The organism is Moraxella caprae DSM 19149 (assembly GCF_000426885.1).
Taxonomy (GTDB): domain Bacteria; phylum Pseudomonadota; class Gammaproteobacteria; order Pseudomonadales; family Moraxellaceae; genus Moraxella; species Moraxella caprae.
In genome coordinates this window covers 78,999-100,364 of the sequence record NZ_AUGF01000008.1, presented here as the reverse complement: position 1 = coordinate 100,364, position 21,366 = coordinate 78,999, and the positions used below count along the sequence as shown (strand labels likewise).

Genomic DNA, 21,366 nt, shown 5'->3' with positions numbered 1-21,366 from the left:
AACCACATCAACCAAAAATTTACCAAAGTAGGCAGACCACAAACCAACGGCAAAGCTGAACGAGTGATACGAACATTGATGGAGCTTTGGCATAATCAATATGAGTTTGTCAGCAGTGAACACAGAAAGCAAGAATTAACCAGATTTCTTAATTTCTACAACACTGTTAGACCACATTCATCTTTAACCAAGAAAGATGAGATTACAGGAAAAACTTTAACTTTTACTCCTTATGAGTGGTTGGAGTTTTATTTTAAACAAAGTGTAAATAACGGGTGAGTTTCTTACAATTTAACCCCTTAAAGACATCCACGTTTTGTTTGTTAAAAAACTCAGCTTCTTTATGAGATTGCCATCGCCGATGACGATATAAGACATCATTAATAATTAGCTTTAACCAAACCCTGTCTCTGGGTGCCGAAATTGTCTCATTAGCTTGATACTCCCAACGCTCCACCAAGCGATGAATGGCAGGACTGGCAAGCCTTCTTAATTCTCGTAGATGATACGCCTTTAACAAATCATAAGCTTCCAAACTTTTGCCACGGGAGTTTTGCGAATCAAAATACTGAAAAGCTTCGTCAATCTCGGTTAAAATAACAGTTGCAAAGGTGCATTTGTCAAGGATGAAACCCTTAAAATTCTTAAAATCATCGCCAAGTCCCAAATCCACCACATAGCTTTTTAGATACTCGTAATTTTGTTTAATATGCTCAACACTTTGACTGTGGTTGAATTCATTGTTAAGAAAATTAGGTTCGCCAAATGGATTTTTGTTATCATTTAATACATATAACAATAAAAACAAACTGGTCAATCGTTGTTGCCCGTCCACGATGTTATATTCATCTTTACCTTCATCTTTATGCAAGACAATCACGCCCAAACGGCATTCTTGATTTTTATCCTTTATAAAATAAGAATAAATATCATCAATAAGCTGTTTGATGTGCTTGGTCTGCCATTTATAGGGGCGTTGGTAATCAGGAATGGTTAGCTGATATTCAAACATCTTATTGACGGTTTCGATTCCAACTTCTACATTTCTTTCGGTCATAATAACTCCTTTCTTTCGGTCATAATAACTCCTTGGGGTTGTATGGTTTTGGGGTTTGGCTATGCGGTACTTACTCGATAATAGACATTATCGCACGTTACTACGATAACCCTATAAGGCTCTCCAGCCCCAAGTTTTTGCTGTTTTTTACTTATACGTGCAGGACTTGACTACATCATCTTGCTCTAAAATTACACAAAAAACCATTCGCCTTAAGCTATGTCTGTGGGTGAAGCGGTTTTTTGTTATGGGTAGGTATAGCTCACCACGGATGAAAAACCTTTGTTGTATTTTGAGCGGATTGACTATAAATATCTAGGTAAATGTATTTCTCAGACACGCTCCGTCTTGCAAAAAGTATCTTATCGAACAATGCCAATTATATTAAAGTTCAAATTTATTCTTGTCAAACAACAACCTTGCATAAAAAAATAAGGGCAATCACTCGCCCTTATTTACATACCCTCGATTTTTGATTACTTCGGTGCAACCATCTCAACAGGTCTCACCCATTCATCAAATTCTTGCTCGGTTAGCAATCCAAGCTCCACCGCCACTTGTTTTAGGGTTTTGTTTTCTTTGTAAGCGGTTTTGGCAATTTTGGCGGCATTTTCATAGCCCACATGACGGTTTAGGGCAGTTACTAGCATGAGTGAGTTGTGTAAAAAATAATCAATCTTTTCACGATTTGGTTCAATACCCACCGCACAGTTATCATTAAAGCTGTTGCAAGCGTCCGCAAGCAGGCGAATGGATTGCAAGAGATTATAGCCAATCACAGGCATAAAGACGTTTAATTCAAAATTACCGCTCGCCCCTGCCATGTTTATCGTGGTGTCATTACCCATGACCTGAGCGACCACCATGGTCATGGCTTCTGACTGCGTGGGGTTGACCTTACCGGGCATGATAGATGACCCTGGTTCGTTCTCGGGAATGGTAATCTCGCCCAGACCACAACGAGGACCACTAGATAGCCAGCGGACGTCATTGGCGATTTTGTTTAGGCTACCTGCTAGGGTTTTTAATGCCCCAGAGGCGAACACTTCGGCATCACGGCTTGCCAACGCTTCAAATTTGTTGGGAGCGGTTACAAAGGGCAAACCTGTCAGCTCGGCAATTTTTTGGGCAGATTTGACGGCATAGTCAGGGTGGCTGTTTAGCCCTGTCCCCACGGCTGTCCCACCAAGTGGCAACTGATACAAGCCTTGCAAAGCGTTGTCAATACGCACAAGTGTCAAGTCAAGCTGTGCCACATAACCACTAAATTCTTGCCCAAGCGTGAGCGGTGTGGCATCTTGCAAATGGGTGCGTCCGATTTTGACGATGCCTGCAAAGTTGGCAGATTTTTTGGCAAGCGTATCACGCAACGCCTTGACAGCAGGGATAAGCGAGCGGTTAATTTCTACCGCTGCTGCCACACGAATGGCGGTGGGGAAGCTGTCGTTGGTAGATTGGGCGTGGTTTACATGGTCGTTGGGATGGACGGGTTTATAAGTGCCTTTTGGATTGCCTGCGATTTCATTGGCTCGGTTGGCGATGACTTCATTCATGTTCATGTTGGACTGCGTGCCAGAGCCTGTTTGCCATACCACGAGCGGAAACTGGTCGGCAAGACCGCCTGCAATCACTTCATCACACGCCTGCACTATCAAATCACGCTGGCTACTCTCAATCCGCCCAAGCTCGGCATTGACAATAGACGCACTTTTTTTGACGGTTGCCATAGCGACAATCAAAGGGCGTGGCAGGGTATCACCCCCGATTTTAAAATTATCACGGCTACGCTGGGTTTGAGCCCCAAAATAGGCATTGGCAGGGACTTGCACTTCGCCCATGGTGTCTTTTTCAATACGAAAGTCGGTCATAAATTTTCCTTGTTTGGTGGATAAAAACTGCTAAAATGTTGATATTACTATAACACCATCAAAAACAATTTTCAATCATCAATCATTATCATTTTTAATAATACTTATTGGAAAAACTCATGCCAAACACCCTACTTCGTACTTGTATCCGTAAAGAGCGTAAAGCCTTGACCGCCAAACAGCGTGCCAATTTTGCATTTATGGCAAGTCTGCACCTACCTAAACTCTTGCCCCATTTACCCAAAAATGCCAAAATTGGGCTATATCTGGACGATTTTGGCGAATTGCCCACCGCACCGATTTTGGCATTTTGTCAAAAGCATGGTTTTACGCCGTTTTTACCGATTACCATTAAGAATAAGCCTTTACGCTTTACCCCTGTTGTTTTGCCATTAGCCAAAACACCCCTAAAACGCCACAAACTTGGCATGCAAGAACCCTTTGCCAGATATGACATAAGTGCAGATAACATGGACATGATTATTTGCCCGCTTGTGGCGGTGGATAGGCAGGGCAATCGACTTGGCATGGGGGGCGGATTTTATGACCGCACCTTTGCTCACTTTCGTGGGGTTAAGGTAGGTTGGTGTTATCATTTTCAAGTGGTTGAAAATTTAACGGTTAATAAATGGGATAAGGACGTGGATATGGTGATGACGGATAGGGGTGTAATAAGATGTTAATTATGCTATAATAAATGTACGTCTATTATACTTACATTTAGGAAATGCCATGCAAGCCACCGAACGCATTAACCTTAGAACCACGCCCCACATGAAAGCCATGATTGAAAAGGCAAGCCGTCTTATGGGCGTAAGCATGAGCCATTACATCGCCACGACCATGTACGAAAAGTCATTATACCTTGTCAATAATGCCATTGCCCACGACCCCGACCTTGTGGACGCTTTGGGTTTGATGAGTCATGCCGAGCTGTGGGAGCTGACCAACAAGGACAACGCACTCATCAAATCCCTACTAGACACCCCCACCACGCCCAATGACGAGATGAAAGCACTCATGGCAATGCACGACAAGACATTGGGGTAATCATGAACTTTGACATCAGCCCACTTGCCACATACCACGACCGACAAGGCTTTGACTGTGGGAATGACGACATCAACCGCTACCTGCGGACAATGGCAAATCAGCATAATAAGAAAAACATCGCCAAAACTCATGTTTTGACAAATTTGGATAACCCTAATATTATCATGGGATTTTATACGTTATCGGCGGTGGAGCTTGATGTCGCCATAAAAGGCTATCCTGCCAAAATCCCTGCCATGATGATTGGCAGACTTGGCGTGGATAATCACTATCAGGGTCAAGGTTTGTCCAAACTACTGCTTGCCAACGCCCTATCCAAAATCAAACGCCTAAGTCAAGATGCTGGCATTGCCTTTGCTGTGATAGATGCCAAAAATGACACGTTGGCACATTATTATCAAAAATTTGGTTTTCGTCCGACCGAGCTTGGTCATCGGCTTATTATTGATGTAAATGGGATTGGATAAAAACCGCCTCATGACGGAGCGGTCTATTTTTACAGCCATCACAAAACAAGCGAAGCCACCCACCCAAACACAATAAGCGGAATATTATAATGGATAAAGGTCGGTATCACGCTGTCCTTAATATGGTCGTGCTGTCCGTCCATATTTAGTCCCATGGTAGGGCCAAGCGTTGAATCAGAAGCAGGCGAACCTGCGTCCCCAAGCACGCCTGCGGTCGCAACCAAAGCCAAAGTCGCCATCGGACTAAACCCCATCGCCATACAAAGCGGCACATAAATGGTTGCAATAATCGGCACGGTAGAAAATGACGAGCCAATCCCCATCGTAACCACAAGCCCCACCATGAGCATGGCAAGACTTGCCAGAGCCTTATTCGCCCCAAACAAATCCACCGCCGACTGCACCAGTGGCTCGATATGCCCTGTGGCGGTCATCACCTCAGCAAAGCCTTGGGCGGTAATCATGATAAAGCCAATCATCGCCATCATCTTAATGCCGTCATTAAAGACATCGTCTGCCTTACTCCAGCCGACCACGCCTGTCGCCATAAAAATGGCAAAACCCGACAGCGAGCCAAGCACAAGCGAATCGGTTTTTAGTTGAATGACAAACGCCACAATGATAGCGATGAGCGTTACGATGATTTTAAAGCCCATTTTGGTATCATTGACCAAAGGCACATCATCGCCTTTTACCGCTAGGGTTTTGGCATTGTCATATACTTTGGGTTTACGATAACTTACAAAAATCGCCACAAGCAACCCTGTCAGCATACCGAGTGCAGGAATTGCCATCGCTTTCATTACCGAAATGCCAGACGTATCAAGCCCTGATTTGGCAAGGTTTGCCATGATAATTTCGTTTAAAAATATGTCGCCAAACCCATAGGGGATAAACATATAAGTATTGACAAGCCCAAAGGTAATCAAGCAAGTAATAAGCCGTCTGTCTAATTTTAATTCATTAAACACCGTCAAAAGTGGCGGAATAAGTAGCAAAATAAAGGCAATGTGAATGGGGATAAGATTCTGACTTAGGCAAGCAAACAGCACAATCACGCCAAACACCGCCCATTTGATACCGCCATTTTTGGCATTTTTGACCGCCAAGATGACTTTATCCGCCAACGCCTTTGGTACGCCCGAATGAGCAATCGCCATGGCAAACGCCCCAAGCATGGCATACGACAAAGCAATGCCTGCTCCGCCCTTAATGCCGTTTTGAAAATGCGTCAGCACGCCTGTCGCCCCATTTTCTACGTCCGTCAAGGGCAGTCCTGCCAGCAGACCACCCACAACCGCCCCCACAATCAAACTTAGCACCACATGGACACGAGCAAGCGACAGCCCCACCATCATGATGACTGCCAACAGTACAGCGTTCATTTCTCACCTTCTATCATTAATCAAAAGTCCGATTATACCCCATTTTTACAAAAATACACAAGATAAAAACGTTTTGGTATGATTTAAAAGGCGTTGTAGACCAATCGTACGACAGCCATCGACAAATCTACAACAAACCATTAAATGCAATTAATCAGGACAACCGTTATGCTCACAAACCCATTAATCAGCCATCTTAGTGCATGAACTTAATCATAGACCCAAAAAGTGTTTAAACTGGCAAACGCCTCATGAGGTTTATTTTGATAAAGTATTGAGGTTGGTTTGACAATTTAACACCTTAACATTTTGATGCCCCTTATCCTTTAAATACACCGCTTGCAAACCGCTCATCACGCCTTTTTTGCAGTACAAAAGATAAGTTTTGGTTTTATCCAATTTGTCAAATTCTGTGGCAAGTTTATAAAATGGAATACAAATATGCGGTATGCCAAGCGGGTCATCGTCCGTCTCATCTGTCGCCCGAATGTCAATTACCACGTCATCTTTGCCAATGGTGTGTGCCGTATCAATGGCATGGATATCGCTCGCTTGGTCTTTGATGGTGCGAATGTCAATGGTCATGGCGGTGTCAATGGCATTTTGTAACACACCAAAATCAAACTCGCTTTCGGTGGCGATGAGTTTATGCTCCACCGCCTTGACCGTGGGACTTTTTGAGATAACTCCACAAAACTCAGGCATGAATTTAGCGATGTCTGCTGTGCCGATTTTTTCAGCCGTGGCGATGATGTCTGCCTTGTCTTTGGTGATGAGCGGGCGTAACACCAGCACATCGCTTGCCTTGTCTATCATGGCAAGGTTGGTGAGCGTTTGGCTTGCCACCTGCCCCAAGGCTTCGCCCGTTACCACCGCTTCAATGCGGTTTTTTTGGGCAATCACGCTTGCCACACGCATCATCATTCGCTTTAAGACCACGCCCATTTGATCGTCATCAATCTTGGTCAAAATCTCGCCCACCACAGGCTCAAAATCCACCGTGGTAAAGCGTACCTTATGCGATGAACTGTACCGCTCCCACAGCTTGTACGCCATTTGTTTGGTGCCAATCTCATGCGTGCGACCGCCCATGTTAAAGAACAAATAATGCACCCGACTGCCACGTCTGATAAACTCATAGCTTGCCACGCCCGAATCAAACCCACCCGAGATAAGCGACAACACGTCTTCTTGGGTACTCATGGGAAATCCGCCCATGCCGTCATGGCGTGCCTTGATAAAGAGCATTTTGTCGTGTTCAATCTCAATCTTGACAGTGATGTCGGGGTTTTTGAGTTGTACCTTAGCACTGGCTATCGCCTGATTTAGCCCACCGCCCACATATTTGGCGATGTCCATGGACGTAAATGGGTGTGTGCCACGTCTTTTGACTCGCACGCAAAAGGTTTTGTTTTCAAGGTTTTCTCTCACTTTAGGCAAGGTCTGCTCAAAAATGTCATGCAAATCGGCAAAAGGCGACTCTTCGACTTCTAGGATATGATGAATGCCTGAGGTGCATTGCAATTTGTTGAGCAGTATCGGGCGTGCCGACTCATTGCGATGACGCACTTCAATATAGTCCCAATGCTGGACGACCGCCACCGTCTCATCAAGGGGTTTTAGGACATTACGCAAATTTCCTGCCAAAATCTTAACAAAGCGTTTACGCACGGTGTCGCTTTTCATCATGATTTCAGGGTGGAGTTTAACAATATATTTCATAAAAATCAGGCAAAAGAAAAAGGCGTATTATACACCTTTTTGTTGGTTTAAAAAAACTTTCCATAACGCACCAAAAATCATGCAAACAATAAACGTATTACGGCATTTAGACGTTCTCGGTCTTTTTGATTGTGGGCGTGCTGTTTGATAAGCTCCAACACATCATTATCAAGTAAAGCGGTAATGTCGCTGTCATGATCCTGTTTTGCCTGTAAAAATCGGCTCATTTTGGGATTGGCGTGATTGCGTTTTGCGTGGCTCATGTCCCAATCTTTATAGATTTCATAAATTTCATCTTTCATAATCTTTTTTATCCTGTGCTGTTGCTCGCCAAGCAGAAATAATGCGTGTATTTGGGTCTCTATCCATCCAAATAACTTTTAATAACCTGTTTTGATTACTCATACCAACCATAATAACGGACTTCCCCGTCATAATTACGATAATCTTCATCAGTAATCGCATAAGGGTCAAAAAGACGCTCACCGCTTCTGAAAAATAGACTTTATGCTCTTTTAAATGCTAGGCTTTCTTTGTCTTCGTCCCATTCAAAGACCAAGCCATAAGCATTCATGATAACGGTTTTACCCATAATTTTCCTAGTTTAATACAAATAAATTCAACATTCAAGCCAAAAACTTCCCACAACACGCCTTAAACTTCTCGCCACTGCCACACAGGCACGGCTGTTTGTTGGTTAAGGTAACAGGCACGGTTGGGTCAAGAAAATACCACCGCTCGCCTATTTTGACAAAAGCGGATAATTCATCATGCACCTGCTCGCCATCGCCATTGTCAAAATAGGCTTTAAAATACACTTGGGCGTGGCGTTTGCCGATTTTGTTATGACTTATCACGTCAAGGCGTGTCCAGTTCATGCCGTCTGCCCATGCTTGCAAGGCGGATTTGTCAAGCCTATCTTGCTGGCTTGGGACGGTGGTGGCGATGATATAGTCCACGTTTTTTAGATAAAAAGAGCCAAACCTTGATTGCATAAGATGCTCGGCGGTGGGGGCAGGTGTACCGTCATGATAAGGCTGACAGCACACTGCATAAGGGTTGCCCGAGCCACAATAACAATCCATCAGGCACGCTCGCAGATTTTTTCTAATAGGCACTGCTGGGCGTCGTGAATGTCCGTGCCGTCTTTATCATGATGAACTTGATTCCACTCGCCACGCCCATCAAGCTCCCACGCCTGCACGTTATCGCCAAGGTAGTTTATCAGTCCGTCTTCATAAATGCGTTTAAAGAGTCTCTCATCCAAAATCGGAAACGCCACCTCCACACGATGCAGTAGGTTTCTATCCATAAGGTCAGCACTCGAACAGTAGAGCTTTTCATCGCCATCATTATAAAAATAATAGACACGAGTATGCTCCAAGAACCGCCCCACGATAGAGCATACACGGATATGCTCCGACAAGTTCTTGACCTGTGGACGCAGACAGCAAATGGAACGGACAATCAGGTCAATCTCTACCCCTGCACGGCTTGCCTCATAGAGCTTATTGATGATACCACGTTCGGTGATGGCGTTGCATTTTAGGATAATACGTCCTTTTTTGCCGTTCTTGACGTGATTAATCTCATCATCGATGAGGCGTATCAGCCCATCATGCAGGGTAAAAGGTGCGTGCATGATGTGATGGGATGGTAGTGGTCTGCCCATGCCTGTCAGCTGTCCGAACACGCCTGCCACATCGGCACAAATCTCTTCGTGGGCGGTAAACAGCCCATAGTCGGTATAGGCTTTGGCGTTGCCAGCATGATAGTTGCCCGTACCCAGATGAGCATAACGGCGGATTTTGCCATCTTCTCGACGCACGATGAGCATGAGCTTGGCGTGTGTCTTGTAACCGACCACGCCATATACCACAATGGCTCCAGCATCGGTCAGCATATTGGCGACAGCGATGTTACTGGCTTCATCAAATCTGGCTCTAAGCTCGATGACGGCGGTCACTTCTTTGCCATTACGAGCAGCGGCAGCTAGGGCTTGGACGATTTCTGAGTTGGTGCCAGAGCGATAAATGGTCTGTTTGATGGCAAGCACATCAGGGTCGTTCGCCGCCTGCCACAAGAGATTGACCACAGGTGTGAACGCATCAAAGGGATGGTGTGCCAGCACGTCTTTGTTTTTCATGACATTAAACATGGACGTGTTATCTTTGGCGACCTTGACCGTCTCCATGCCCTTAAATGGCTTGGGGATGGCGTGCATGAACGGGGTAAATTTTAACTCAGGCTTATCAAAACTTGTCAGCATGCGAGTCAGGTTCACAGGACCATTGACCCGATAAAGCTGGCTTTCATCAAGCTCAAATTCTTTTAATAGTAGCTCATACAGCTCTTTGGGACAGTTGGTACTTACTTCTAGACGCACCTTATGCCCAAAACGGCGGTTATCCAGCTCACCTTCTAACGCCTTGGCCAGGTCTTCGACATCATCGGACAGGTCAAGGTCGGCATTACGAGTCAGTCTAAATTGATGACAACCGGTGACTTTCATGCCCAAAAACAGCTCACCCACATGCTCATGAATCACCGCTGAGAGCATGATATGGTGGTCTTTGCCCCCTGTCAGCTCATCGGGCAGACGTATCACACGGGGCAGTGAGCGTGGGGCAGGCACGATGGCAAGCGACAAATCCCGCCCAAAGGCATCTTTACCTTCTAGACTGACGATAAAATTCAAGGACTTATTGACCACTCGGGGGAATGGATGTGCAGGGTCAATACTAATAGGGGTTAAGACAGGCAACACTTGATTAAAAAAGTACTCCCGCATCCACGCCTTTTGGGCATCGGTCAGCTCATGACGTTTAAGATAGCGGATGTCCGATTTGGCAAGCTCAGGCAAGATGTCTTCATTTAAGATGCGGTACTGCTCTTCGACCGCACGGTGTGCCACTTGGCTAATCTCCGCCAGTAGCTCGGATGGTTTTCGCCCGTCCAGACTGCTTGACTTATCGCCATTTTTCATTTTTTGGATAAGCCCTGCCACCCGAATTTCAAAAAACTCATCCATATTTGATGAAAAAATGGTCAAAAAGAACATACGCTCCAACAGCGGATGATGTGGATTGGTCGCCTGAGCCAACACTCGAAGCTGAAACCGTAGCGTGGACAAATCACGATTGATAAAGCAGTCAGGGGTAAAATTGCCTGATTCATCAACAATCTGTTCAATGTAGTGCAAATCGGTCGGTGCAGGGGTCTGCCCGAGCACACTTTGCATGGCTTGGTTTTCAATACTAGGAGCGGTGTCGGCATTTTGGTGCGTGATGGCGTTGGGCTTGCTGATTTGCTTGGCGGTCTTTGGGGCGTGTGGTGCGGTCATGGTGTCTCCTTTTAACTTTTTAAAAATAAACTTTTTTTAAAATAATAAAACAACATCATCTATCTTATCATCATTTTATGAAAATTTGATAAAATTTTAAAGCCCCATTCCGCCATTTTTTCCCCAATTTAAATGGCTTTTATCGTGGCGTATTTATCATTGTTTATTTTGGTTTATTTTGTAAATTCATCTCAAATTTTCATTGCTTTTTTGTGTTTGATTGGTTATAATGACCGCTGTTTTTTGAGAGCCCTTCGTTTCCCAACTCACAAAGCAAGTAAAATCAAGCCTTTGGGCTTTTTTATTTGTTCAACTCTCAAACGTAACTAAATATAGGTTTTATATGACTACTACTATTAGCGCCAAACCCGCTGAGGTTGTACATGACTGGTATGTCGTGGACGCAGAAGGCAAAACACTAGGTCGCCTAGCCTCTGAGATTGCTTCTCGTCTACGTGGCAAACATAAGCCATCGTACACCCCCCACGTTGATACTGGTGATTACATCATCGTCATCAATGCTGACAAAATCGCTGTTACTGGCAAAAAAGCTCAGGACAAAAAATACTATCGCCACACAGGCTATCCTGGCGGTATCAAAGAGACCAACTTTACCAAACTTCTTGCTCACAAGCCAGAAGACGTGCTACATAAAGCCGTTAAAGGCATGCTACCAAAAGGTCCTTTGGGCTATGCGATGATTAAAAAGCTAAAACTGTATGCAGGGAATGAACACCCACATACCGCCCAAGCCCCAAAAGTACTAGACATCTAAGGAGATACACATGGAAAAGAATTACGGAACAGGTCGTCGTAAGACTTCTACCGCTCGTGTCTTCTTATCAAAAGGCACTGGCAACATCATCATCAACGGCAAGAGCCTAGACGAATACTTTGGTCGTGAGACTTCTCGCATGGTTGTACGTCAGCCCCTAGAACTTCTAGAATCTGCTGACAAATATGACCTATACATCACCGTTACTGGTGGTGGTGCAAGCGGTCAAGCAGGTGCTATCCGTCACGGCATTACTCGTGCTTTGATTGAGTCAGACGAAACGCTAAAACCTGCCCTAAAAGCAGCTGGCTTTGTAACTCGTGACGCTCGTGAAGTTGAACGTAAGAAATTGGGTCTACGCAAAGCTCGTAAACGCCCACAATTCTCAAAACGTTAATTTTTGCGTTTTCAAAAAACTCTCGAACTTCGAGAGTTTTTTTATATGCGTTATTCTTGATTAAAATAACTTAACTTGACATAGATTTTTCATTGTTAGATAAATTCACAATTGATATAAAATCTTGTTATTAATGTATGACATAGATTCTTTATTTTAATCAATAGTAACAAAAATTTACATAAAGTTGCAAATAAAGCTGAGTATTTTAGTGGGCATTGTCTAATTTTTATGCAATTTTAAACTTTTTTGTAAATTCATGACAATTTTTATGGATTTTTTTCACAACTTTGTAAAAGAACGATTTATTTTATTACAAAAATAGCTTAAAATAGTCATGTTTAGAAAAATAGGCACAGCAAATGTGGTTTTTTGATAAAACTGTTTTATCATAACCACACACCCAGTATGGGATAACCCCCATTCATTTTCTGGAGGAAGTTTTAATGAGCCATGCCGAAGGCGTGAATGTTAAACGCCGTAGAGTCCTGATTGCGTCCACTGCTGCCGTTGGTGCGGTTGGTGTCGGTGCAATAGCCACCCCATTTGTGCGTTCTTGGTATCCAAGTGCCAAAGCGGAAGCTGCTGGTGCCGCCGTTGTTACCGATACCGCCAGCATCGAAAATGGGCAGATGATTACGTTAAAATACCGTGGCAAACCTATCTTTGTCGTCAAACGTACCGAAGATATGCTTGCCAACCTAAGCAAGGTAGCTCCCAAGCTTGCCGATCCTGAGTCCAACGGGTCTGTACAACCTGACAACTGCAAAAACGAAACACGCTCCATTCAGCCTGAGATATTGGTTGTTGAGGGCGTGTGTACGCATTTAGGTTGTGCTCCCATGTTCCGACCCGAAGTTGGTGTGGCGGACTTAGGCGGTGCTGACTGGATGGGTGGTTTCTTCTGCCCCTGTCATGGTTCTATGTACGACTTAGCTGGTCGTGTTTATAGTAGCATGCCTGCACCTTTAAACCTACCTGTACCTATCTACAAGATTGAAGACACCATCTTGACCGTTGGGGAGGCATAATCATGAGTATTGCTAAGAAATTTATGGGTTGGGTCGATGCTCGCTTTCCCGCGACAGAGACTTATGAATACCATATGTCCAAATACTACGCACCAAAGAACTTTAACTTTTGGTATTTCTTTGGCGTGTTGTCCATGGTCGTACTTGTCAATCAGTTGGTGACAGGTATTTGGCTAACCATGATGTTCAACCCCAGTGCCGAAGGAGCATTTGCTTCACTTGAATACATCATGCGTGATGTCAAAGGTGGTTGGCTCATTCGCTACATGCACTCCACAGGGGCATCCGCTTTCTTCGTGGTTGTCTATCTACACATGTTCCGTGGTCTGATGTACGGCTCTTATAAAAAGCCCCGTGAGCTTGTTTGGATTATCGGCATGGCGATTTATCTGTGTCTCATGGCAGAAGGTTTCTTTGGTTATCTACTGCCTTGGGGCAACATGTCGTTCTGGGGTGCTCAGGTTATTCTAAACCTACCTGCCGCCATTCCTTTTATCGGTGATGGTCTGGCTGAATGGGTCAAAGGCGACTACATCATCTCAGGCATTACCCTAAACCGTTTCTTTGCCCTGCATGTTGTGGCAATTCCTTTGGTATTGGTTGGTCTAGTTTTCATGCACTTGGTTGCTCTGCATCATGTTGGCTCTAATAACCCAGACGGTATCGAAATTAAGAAACTTAAAGACAAAAATGGCGTACCGCTAGATGGCGTACCTTTCCATCCTTACTATACCGTGCATGACATGGTAGGTATCGTGGTGTTCTTTATGTGCTTCTTTGCCGTGGTGTTCTTCGCCCCAGAAGGTGGTGGTTATTTCCTAGAAAAACCCAACTTTGAAGTTGCCAACGCCCTAAAAACACCTGCTCACATCGCTCCTGTTTGGTACTACATGCCATTTTATGCCATGCTTCGTGCCACGCCATCCATGTTCGGCTCTGCTCTACCAGGTGTAATTGTGATGTTTGGTGCGATTGCCATCTTGTTTGTCATGCCATGGCTTGACAAATCGCCTGTGAAATCCATCCGCTATAAAGGCATTTTATCTAAGATTGCCCTAGCTGTCTTTGTGGTTAGCTTCCTAATCTTAGGTTATCTTGGCGGGGTTTCTTCCACACCAACAGGTACGCTAGTTGCTCGTATTTGTACTATTTTATACTTCTTGTACTTCATTCTCATGCCGTTCTACACGTCCATGGAAACATGCAAGCAACCACCAGAACGTGTTACAGGAGGAGGTCACTAATGAAAGCATTTACTCTAAAATCGCTTGGTGCTGGTCTCCTGCTTGCAGGTGGCATGATGGCAACATCTTCTGCCCTAGCGGCAGGCGGTCACGGCTGTGGTGAGTTCACCGAAGCCGATGGCACCAAAGTTACCCTAGAATGTAGCAAAGCCCCCATTGATCTAACCAATAAAGGCTCGCTACAACGCGGTGCTCAGACGTTCATGAACTACTGTGTGGGCTGTCACTCAGCCCAGTATGTGCGTCATTCACGCATTGCCAAGGACTTGGAAATCCCACCAGAGCTTATGGAAAAATATCTCATGGTAACCACCGACCAAATCGGTGACCATATTACTGCTGAGATTGACCTTGATACTCAGGCTCTATGGTTTGGTGCTGCACCGCCAGATTTATCGCTAGAAACTCGTCTGCGTGGCGATGACTGGGTATATACTTACCTACTGTCATTCTACGAAGACCCAAGCCGTCCTTGGGGCTCTAACAACCTAGTGCTTGCCAATGCTGCCATGCCCCATGTGCTACACAACATGCAAAAAGAGCTTGGCAAAGAAGAATATGAAGCTCGTGTGGGCGACCTAGTGAACTTCATGGCATGGATGGCAGAGCCTGTCCGTCATGAACGTAAAGTCTATGGTGCATTCGTACTACTGTTCTTACTTGTGCTACTTATTCCAGTATATCTACTTAACAAAGAATTCTGGAAAGACGTCAAATAAGCCAGCACTGACCAAAAAGACCGATACACATCGGTCTTTTTTATTGACAAAATTTACACACTTTTACCAAAATTTTTGTTACACTTAACACCCAAAAACAGACTCATTCATATCATGGCAGATTTTTCTCATCTTTTACCCACCCAGTTCCTACTCTATGGTGACGATGGCTATGACAGCCATGTGGTGCGGTTTTTGCTAGAAGAAAAAGGCGTGAATCATCAATTCGCCCACCTCCCTGATGAGCGACCCGAATATCTTGCCGAGCTAAACCCTTACAACACCCTGCCTGTACTTGTGGGACGGGATTTGGCATTATATGAGCTGATGGCGATCTTTGAATATCTAGAAGAACGGCACGGTGCCAATAAACTCCTGCCACCCACCCCCAAAGAGCGGGCAAAAGTGCGTCAGTTGGCTTGGCGACTGCGTCAAGACTGGCTCTCGCTTGGGCGGATTTTGATGACTCATCCCGACAGCTTTAATCCAGCAGAAGCGACCCACGCCAAAAAAACCTTGACCGATTCGCTCATCACGCTATCACCCCTATTTGCTCGTCATGACTATTTTATGCAAGATGAGTTTGGGTTGTGTGATGTGTTATTATTACCACTTTTGCACCGTTTACCAATGCTAGGCATTCATTTACCTGCCAAACTGTGTAAACCACTACTGGCATATCAAGCACGCCTATCGGCAAGGGCAAGTTTTCAAAAGACACTCATCACCCCTGCTGTTTATAGCGATGATGATTTTTAATAATTTAACACTCATCAGTTCACTTTAACCAATAACAAGGACATAACCATGCTTACCCCAAAACGCCCCTACTTCGTTCGTGCCATGCATGAATGGCTAACAGACAACGGCTTTACCCCATATCTCATGACGGACGCCACTCACCCTGAACTTCTCGCCCCCACCGAGTACGCCCAAGACGGCAAATTGGTGCTTGCCATATCTTACCAAGCCACCAATAATCTCTTGATTGACAATGATGGCTTATCATTTCAAGGGCGGTTTGGCGGTGTCTCAAAAGACATCTGGATACCCATGCAGGCAGTGGTTGGTATTTATGCCAAAGAAGACCCCAGTGAAGGCTTTTTCTTTGACCCTAGCGAATATGACGGCTACACCCCACCTGACAACCCTGATGACATAGACGACACTGACGATGACGGCGATGATGAGCCACCCAAAAAAGGCGGACATTTAAAATTTGTATAAATTCATTTAACAAATAAAGGCAATTTAAAAACAAGGGCGATATAATTACCGCCCTTGTTTTATTCTAAATGAATTTATTTTAATTTATTCGAGTGCCCAATCTCTCATATTTTTTGCCCTTTTGATAATCGCACAAAGTATACCCACCACTAATAACACAAAAACCCCCACCACAATCGCCACATTAATATCACCGCTCTTGATATATTCAAAAACAAAAACCAATAAAAATAACGCAATCGGAGAAAATATATACAGCCAAAACCAGCCAATCACACTAATATAATGATAAATACCTGTTAAATCATATTCTTCCAAATCCGCCAATTCTTCATATTCACTCATCTCATAATAATCGTCCACCTCTGCTTTGGCGTGCCTGCTGGGTAACGTTGTTAAATAAGCAAAACCCACCATCAATAATAGATAGATAACCACGCCCACATAAGAGTCCATAACAAGCATCACAAAAGCCAATAAAAATGTTACCACCGCCAATAAAATACATAACATCGACCAAGCAATACCACCCCCACCAATACGTGCCTTGATTTGCTGTTGTTTTAATCTTTGAGCGGATAATTTGTTATGTAATCGCTGTTTATAATCGGCATTCTTTTTATTAAATCTATTATGACCCAAATCGTGTTGTCTTTTTTCATCTGCTGATTTGTCGGCATTATTGGCATTTTTAAATTTAATATTTAAAGGTTTTTTAGTAGACTTCCTGCAAAACCCAAAAATAAGGAAAACCGTTCGTGGTGAGCTTGTCGAACCATAACGGTTTTCCGCCACCACTCAACAAGCTCGGGGTGAACGGAAAACCTAGTTTTGCAGGAAGTCTAGTTTTTTCTTTTTTATCATCTTCGATGATTTCAATATCTCGAATGACCCGTTTATTTAAAAAGAAAAACACCAAAGACGGAATACCAAATAATACCAATGACGTGATAAATTCATAGATTTTCTTTTGTCTGTCATGTTGGAATTTGGCAAGTTGTTCATTAAATTCATATATCTTTTTTCCGTCCACTTCCATATCATATAACAGTCCGTCAGCATATAATACCGTTGCTGTTTGGTCTTTGTAGGCATACGCTTTTTCACATTCATCATAATTATCATCAGAGCAGTGTAATTTAACATCGCCAATGACAAAATAATGATGCGTGCGAGAGTATTTACCACCACCTATTCGTACATATTCATATTCGGCAGGTACGGTGGCAATAACGCTGGATAATTGTGATTTATCCGTGATAAAGTCATCTTGGAATAATATGCCTGAATTAATGACAAAACCATACGCCAAAGCAAAAATGGGCGTGGTAAAGATAAATTGATTATTTCTAATGGGCGGATTTCTGTAATGATATACCGAAGATAAAATCAACACCACCATGATGATTATGATAAATATCTGCCAAAAACCCAATAGCAAATATCCACAAATCAGCAGTAGCGACCACACCACCGCATTTAACCAAAAGAACATGATTGGCGTGATACTATCAACAATGTCCAGTAATTCTTGTTTTAATGAAATAATCTTTTGCATAGGACTGCCCCAGAAATTTGCCCCATTATACCCCATTTTGTCATGGTTTTATCACGGCTTTTACGCTATAATAACGCCCATTTATCCTAATTTTCATCCGTTTAAAAAGGTACATCATGACAGCCAAACGCCAAATTCTTGTTACCAACGCCCTGCCCTACGCCAACGGCTCTATCCACATGGGGCACCTTTTGGGCTATATCCAAGCCGATATTTGGGTGCGTGCCATGCGGTCTATGGGGCATGACGTAATTTATGTCTGTGCCGATGACGCTCACGGGACGGCGATTATGCTCCGTGCCGAAGCAAACGGTATCACGCCCGAAGAGCAAATCAAAGGCGTGCAAGTAGAGCATGAACGAGATTTCGCTGGCTTTGGCGTGTCTTTTGACTACTACGACAGCACGCATAGCGAGACCAACCGCAAGCACAGCGAAGCCATTTACCTTGCCAATCACAAGGCAGGCAACATTGCCGTCAAGCCCGTAACTCAGCTATTCGACCCTGAAAAAGAGATGTTCCTATCCGACCGCTTTATCAAAGGCACCTGCCCAAAATGCAAAGCGGACGACCAATATGGCGACTCATGCGAAGTGTGTGGCACGACCTACAACGCCACCGAACTTATCAATCCACGCTCCACCCTAAGCGGTGCAACGCCTGTGGAAAAAACGTCCGACCATTACTTTTTTAAATTGCCAAACTTCACCGAATTTTTGCAAAAATGGACACGAGATGACGGACGACTGCCTGTTTCTATCGCCAACAAATTGGACGAATGGTTTGAGGCTGGGCTTGCCGACTGGGACATCAGCCGAGACGCTCCGTATTTTGGCTTTAAAATCCCTGACACGGACGACAAATATTTTTATGTGTGGGTGGACGCTCCGATTGGCTATATGGCAAGTTTTGAAAACTACTTGACCGCCCACCGCCCTGATGTGTCATTTGATGATTATTGGAGTCCCGACAGCACCGCCGAAGTGTATCATTTTATTGGCAAAGACATTGTTTATTTCCACGCCTTATTTTGGCCTGCCATGCTCACAGGGGCGAATTATCGCACACCCACGAGCCTATTTGTCAATGGCTTTTTGACCGTCAATGGCGAAAAAATGAGCAAATCTCGTGGCACATTCATCAAAGCCGAAACATACCTAAACCACCTAAATCCTGAATATTTGCGTTATTATTTTGCGTCCAAATTGTCTGATAAAGTAGAAGACAGTGATTTAAATCTTGATGATTTTATCGCCAAAGTCAACTCCGACCTTGTCGGTAAAGTCGTGAACATCGCCAGTCGCTGTGCTAAATTTATCAACACCCAATTTGATAATAAATTGTCCGCTACCTGTGCCGAGCCTGAATTGGTAAACAAATTTATCCAAGCTGGCGACAGTATCATCAAGCACTACGAAAGCCGTGAATTTAGCACCGCCATTCGTGAGATTATGGCACTTGCCGACCTTGCCAATCAGTACATTGACGACAAAAAACCGTGGGCGGTTGCCAAAGAAAACCCGAACAGTAAAGAAGTCCAAGACATCTGCTCTGTGGGGCTAAACCTATTTCACAAAATCATGGTCTATCTGTCGCCTGTGCTACCGACACTTGCCGAACAGTCCAAAGAATTTTTGAACGTGGAGAGCATGAATTTTGATGAACGTTTTAACGTCTTAACGCATTCTATCAATGAGTTTAGGCCACTTATGCAACGCATTGACCCCAAAAAAGTGCAAGCCATGGTTGATGACTCAAAAGAAAACCTACAACCCACCGACACCAAAAAAGCCCAAAAATCCAAAGAAGAGAGTAAGCCTATGGAAAATACCGACCAAAACACCTTTATCGGCATTGATGATTTTGCCAAAGTTGAAATGAAAGTCGCCAAAGTGCTAGAATGCAATCACGTTGAAGGGGCGGATAAATTACTGCAATTTACCCTTGATGTGGGCGATACTGATGAACAAGGCGAAAAGCAAACTCGCAACGTATTTAGCGGTATTGCTAAGTTTTACAAGCCCGAAGAACTACAAGGTAAAACGGTGATTTGTGTAACCAACCTTGCCCCCCGTAAGATGAAATTTGGTATCAGTGAGGGCATGATTTTATCAGCTGAAAAAGACGGACAATTGACCGTTGTAATACTGCCTGATAGCATGGTGGCGGGGGCGGTTTTGGCGTAATGAAGGCATTTAAAAATTGCCACTATTTTTGTAGTGGCAATTTGGGGCGTGTCGAACATTGATAACATCATTTACAAAATATGATGAGAATTTAATGCTTTCATTAATTTTTGCATGAAAAATGGCTAAATCTTGTGGCTCGAAGTCAAAAACTTGTCTGATAGAATGACTATCAGCCTACGTTTTTTTCCTTGAAAAACATGCGATTTTTCTCATTTTTCATGGCAAATACCAAAGTTCAATACGCCCTAATGACAAAGGCAGAATAAACATGTTAAAAAATATCGCCATTCTTATTGATGCGGATAATGTCAGTCATCAAAAGATTGATTGGGTTTTTGATAAAATCAGTACGCTTGGCACAATTACTGTCAAACGAATTTACGGTGATTTTACCAAGCCAAATCTGTCATCTTGGGAAAGTGCCATTTTAAAATACGCCATTGAGAAAAAACATCAAACCAGTTATAGCACAGGCAAAAATTCTAGCGACCTTACCCTTGCCATTGATGCGATTGATTTATGGCATACGGGCAGGCATGATGGCTTTTGTATCGTCTCATCGGACAGTGATTTTATTGGTTTGGCATTACGTCTAAGGCAAAACAATATTCAGGTATTTGGTTTTGGAGAAAACAAAACCATTAAAGAATTTACTATTGCTTGTGATGAATTTTTTGAAATCCCAAGCGAACAGGCTAATGACAGTATCACTACCAAGACAACTAAAAAAGATAAACTCAATCAAACCAATACGCAATCAAGCACTAAGAAAAAAGTCGACTTAAAGTCTGATAACAAAACACAAGAGCCATCAAAACCAAAAATCAATCGATTGACAAGCGAGCAATTAAAAAAACAGGCACTCCTCATTAATGCCATAAAAGACAGTATCAATAAGATAAACGGATATTCAGAATTTAAAAAAGTTGTACAATACTTAAATACAAAGTACCCAGCGATAAAAGTCAGTGATTATGGTTATGCAAAATGGCGTTCATTGCTAAATCAATTGGATTTTTTTGAAATAAAAACAGTTAATGAAGTTCTATGCATCCGAACTAGAGCTCCCCACATCGCACCAATAAAGCAATCGACACCCCAAATCAAATACATCACAAAATCTTTAAAGCATAAAATAATGCTCATGATTGACAAAGCTCCCGTTAAAGATAAGTATGGCTATACTGATTTAAATTACATTGAAGAACAGCTTAAAATTATGAATATCAATATTGAAGATTATCACTGTAAAGACATCAAATCTTTTTTAAGAAAAGTGGGCTGTATTTTAAAAGATTGATTTACCATCAATCTTTTAGACTTAATTCATC

Annotated in this window: 22 protein-coding genes and 1 pseudogene; 13 read left to right on the top strand and 10 right to left on the bottom strand. The window is 43.5% G+C overall.

Features of this window, described 5'->3' with window-relative positions:
* Positions 1 to 279: integrase core domain-containing protein (locus K941_RS17045; RefSeq protein ID WP_208854352.1), on the top strand; the 279-nt coding region annotated here is incomplete at its 5' end.
* Here K941_RS17045 and K941_RS14625 read toward each other — a convergent pair.
* Together K941_RS14625 and fumC are read right to left on the bottom strand one after the other, a co-directional pair.
* The gene (locus tag K941_RS14625) at positions 254 to 1,057 is read right to left on the bottom strand and encodes a DUF262 domain-containing protein (RefSeq protein WP_051225842.1); all 804 of its coding nucleotides are present in this window, start codon (positions 1,055 to 1,057) and stop codon (positions 254 to 256) included. The two genes, K941_RS17045 and K941_RS14625, sit on opposite strands and share 26 nt — an antisense overlap.
* Positions 1,058 to 1,533: 476 nt before the next feature.
* Entirely contained in the window at positions 1,534 to 2,925 is a 1,392-nt protein-coding gene (fumC, locus tag K941_RS0103505) for a class II fumarate hydratase (protein ID WP_029102518.1), read from the bottom strand.
* Positions 2,926 to 3,044: 119 nt separating this feature from the next.
* Here fumC and K941_RS0103500 point away from each other — a divergent pair, with 119 nt between their 5' ends.
* Genes K941_RS0103500 through K941_RS14615 form a run of 3 tightly spaced genes read left to right on the top strand, consistent with a single transcriptional unit; the run spans position 3,045 to position 4,445 of the window.
* Positions 3,045 to 3,608: a 5-formyltetrahydrofolate cyclo-ligase gene (locus K941_RS0103500; RefSeq protein ID WP_029102517.1), complete on the top strand. Its 564-nt coding sequence runs from the start codon at positions 3,045 to 3,047 to the stop codon at positions 3,606 to 3,608.
* 49 nt (positions 3,609 to 3,657) lie between these two features.
* Entirely contained in the window at positions 3,658 to 3,975 is a 318-nt protein-coding gene (locus K941_RS14620) for a type II toxin-antitoxin system TacA family antitoxin (protein ID WP_036387366.1), read from the top strand.
* 2 nt (positions 3,976 to 3,977) lie between these two features.
* Positions 3,978 to 4,445 (top strand): GNAT family N-acetyltransferase, encoded by a 468-nt coding sequence (locus K941_RS14615; RefSeq protein ID WP_051225839.1) that lies wholly within the window; start codon positions 3,978 to 3,980, stop codon positions 4,443 to 4,445.
* Positions 4,446 to 4,483: 38 nt separating this feature from the next.
* Here K941_RS14615 and K941_RS0103485 read toward each other — a convergent pair whose 3' ends face one another.
* The 6 genes and pseudogenes from K941_RS0103485 to ppk1 form a co-directional block, all read right to left on the bottom strand.
* Positions 4,484 to 5,830: a Na+/H+ antiporter family protein gene (locus tag K941_RS0103485; protein ID WP_029102516.1), complete on the bottom strand. Its 1,347-nt coding sequence runs from the start codon at positions 5,828 to 5,830 to the stop codon at positions 4,484 to 4,486.
* 258 nt (positions 5,831 to 6,088) lie between these two features.
* Positions 6,089 to 7,552, bottom strand: coding sequence for a tRNA uracil 4-sulfurtransferase ThiI (gene thiI, locus K941_RS0103480; protein WP_029102515.1), 1,464 nt, complete (start codon positions 7,550 to 7,552; stop codon positions 6,089 to 6,091).
* A gap of 77 nt (positions 7,553 to 7,629) precedes the next feature.
* Complete coding sequence (locus K941_RS0103475; protein ID WP_029102514.1) at positions 7,630 to 7,854, bottom strand: hypothetical protein; 225 nt, start codon at positions 7,852 to 7,854, stop codon at positions 7,630 to 7,632.
* Positions 7,844 to 8,059, bottom strand: a pseudogene (locus tag K941_RS18075) (hypothetical protein); the annotation flags it as partial. The pseudogene K941_RS18075 and the gene K941_RS0103475, both read right to left, overlap by 11 nt.
* A gap of 119 nt (positions 8,060 to 8,178) precedes the next feature.
* Positions 8,179 to 8,637, bottom strand: coding sequence for a YchJ family protein (locus tag K941_RS0103460; RefSeq protein ID WP_029102513.1), 459 nt, complete (start codon positions 8,635 to 8,637; stop codon positions 8,179 to 8,181).
* Positions 8,637 to 10,895, bottom strand: a complete 2,259-nt coding sequence (gene ppk1 / locus K941_RS14610; protein WP_407662281.1) for a polyphosphate kinase 1 — start codon at positions 10,893 to 10,895, stop codon at positions 8,637 to 8,639. Before ppk1 ends, K941_RS0103460 begins: the two co-directional genes overlap by 1 nt.
* A gap of 343 nt (positions 10,896 to 11,238) precedes the next feature.
* Between ppk1 and rplM the strand changes: the two genes are divergently transcribed.
* From rplM to K941_RS0103415, 7 genes are all read left to right on the top strand, one after another.
* A complete protein-coding gene (rplM, locus tag K941_RS0103445) occupies positions 11,239 to 11,670 on the top strand; it encodes a 50S ribosomal protein L13 (protein ID WP_029102511.1) in 432 nt (143 codons plus the stop codon).
* Positions 11,671 to 11,680: 10 nt separating this feature from the next.
* On the top strand, positions 11,681 to 12,067 hold the full coding sequence (gene rpsI, locus K941_RS0103440; protein ID WP_029102510.1) for a 30S ribosomal protein S9: 387 nt from the start codon (positions 11,681 to 11,683) through the stop codon (positions 12,065 to 12,067).
* Positions 12,068 to 12,513: 446 nt separating this feature from the next.
* Positions 12,514 to 13,098: a ubiquinol-cytochrome c reductase iron-sulfur subunit gene (gene petA / locus K941_RS0103435; RefSeq protein ID WP_029102509.1), complete on the top strand. Its 585-nt coding sequence runs from the start codon at positions 12,514 to 12,516 to the stop codon at positions 13,096 to 13,098.
* Between the two features lie 23 nt (positions 13,099 to 13,121).
* Positions 13,122 to 14,342: a cytochrome b gene (locus K941_RS0103430; protein WP_029102508.1), complete on the top strand. Its 1,221-nt coding sequence runs from the start codon at positions 13,122 to 13,124 to the stop codon at positions 14,340 to 14,342.
* Positions 14,342 to 15,061, top strand: a complete 720-nt coding sequence (locus tag K941_RS0103425) for a cytochrome c1 (protein WP_029102507.1) — start codon at positions 14,342 to 14,344, stop codon at positions 15,059 to 15,061. Before K941_RS0103430 ends, K941_RS0103425 begins: the two co-directional genes overlap by 1 nt.
* A 114-nt stretch (positions 15,062 to 15,175) precedes the next feature.
* Complete coding sequence (locus tag K941_RS0103420) at positions 15,176 to 15,820, top strand: glutathione S-transferase N-terminal domain-containing protein (protein WP_029102506.1); 645 nt, start codon at positions 15,176 to 15,178, stop codon at positions 15,818 to 15,820.
* A gap of 48 nt (positions 15,821 to 15,868) precedes the next feature.
* Positions 15,869 to 16,288: a stringent starvation protein B gene (locus K941_RS0103415; protein ID WP_036387364.1), complete on the top strand. Its 420-nt coding sequence runs from the start codon at positions 15,869 to 15,871 to the stop codon at positions 16,286 to 16,288.
* A gap of 84 nt (positions 16,289 to 16,372) precedes the next feature.
* Here K941_RS0103415 and K941_RS0103410 read toward each other — a convergent pair whose 3' ends face one another.
* Both K941_RS0103410 and K941_RS0103405 read right to left on the bottom strand, forming a co-directional pair.
* Positions 16,373 to 16,930, bottom strand: a complete 558-nt coding sequence (locus tag K941_RS0103410) for a hypothetical protein (RefSeq protein ID WP_029102504.1) — start codon at positions 16,928 to 16,930, stop codon at positions 16,373 to 16,375.
* Between the two features lie 73 nt (positions 16,931 to 17,003).
* Positions 17,004 to 17,846: a hypothetical protein gene (locus K941_RS0103405; protein ID WP_115341058.1), complete on the bottom strand. Its 843-nt coding sequence runs from the start codon at positions 17,844 to 17,846 to the stop codon at positions 17,004 to 17,006.
* 116 nt (positions 17,847 to 17,962) lie between these two features.
* Here K941_RS0103405 and metG point away from each other — a divergent pair, with 116 nt between their 5' ends.
* Both metG and K941_RS16335 read left to right on the top strand, forming a co-directional pair.
* Entirely contained in the window at positions 17,963 to 20,032 is a 2,070-nt protein-coding gene (gene metG / locus K941_RS0103400; RefSeq protein WP_029102502.1) for a methionine--tRNA ligase, read from the top strand.
* A 271-nt stretch (positions 20,033 to 20,303) separates the two neighbouring features.
* The gene (locus K941_RS16335) at positions 20,304 to 21,335 is read left to right on the top strand and encodes an NYN domain-containing protein (RefSeq protein ID WP_051225837.1); all 1,032 of its coding nucleotides are present in this window, start codon (positions 20,304 to 20,306) and stop codon (positions 21,333 to 21,335) included.
* The last annotated feature ends 31 nt before the right edge of the window (positions 21,336 to 21,366 follow it).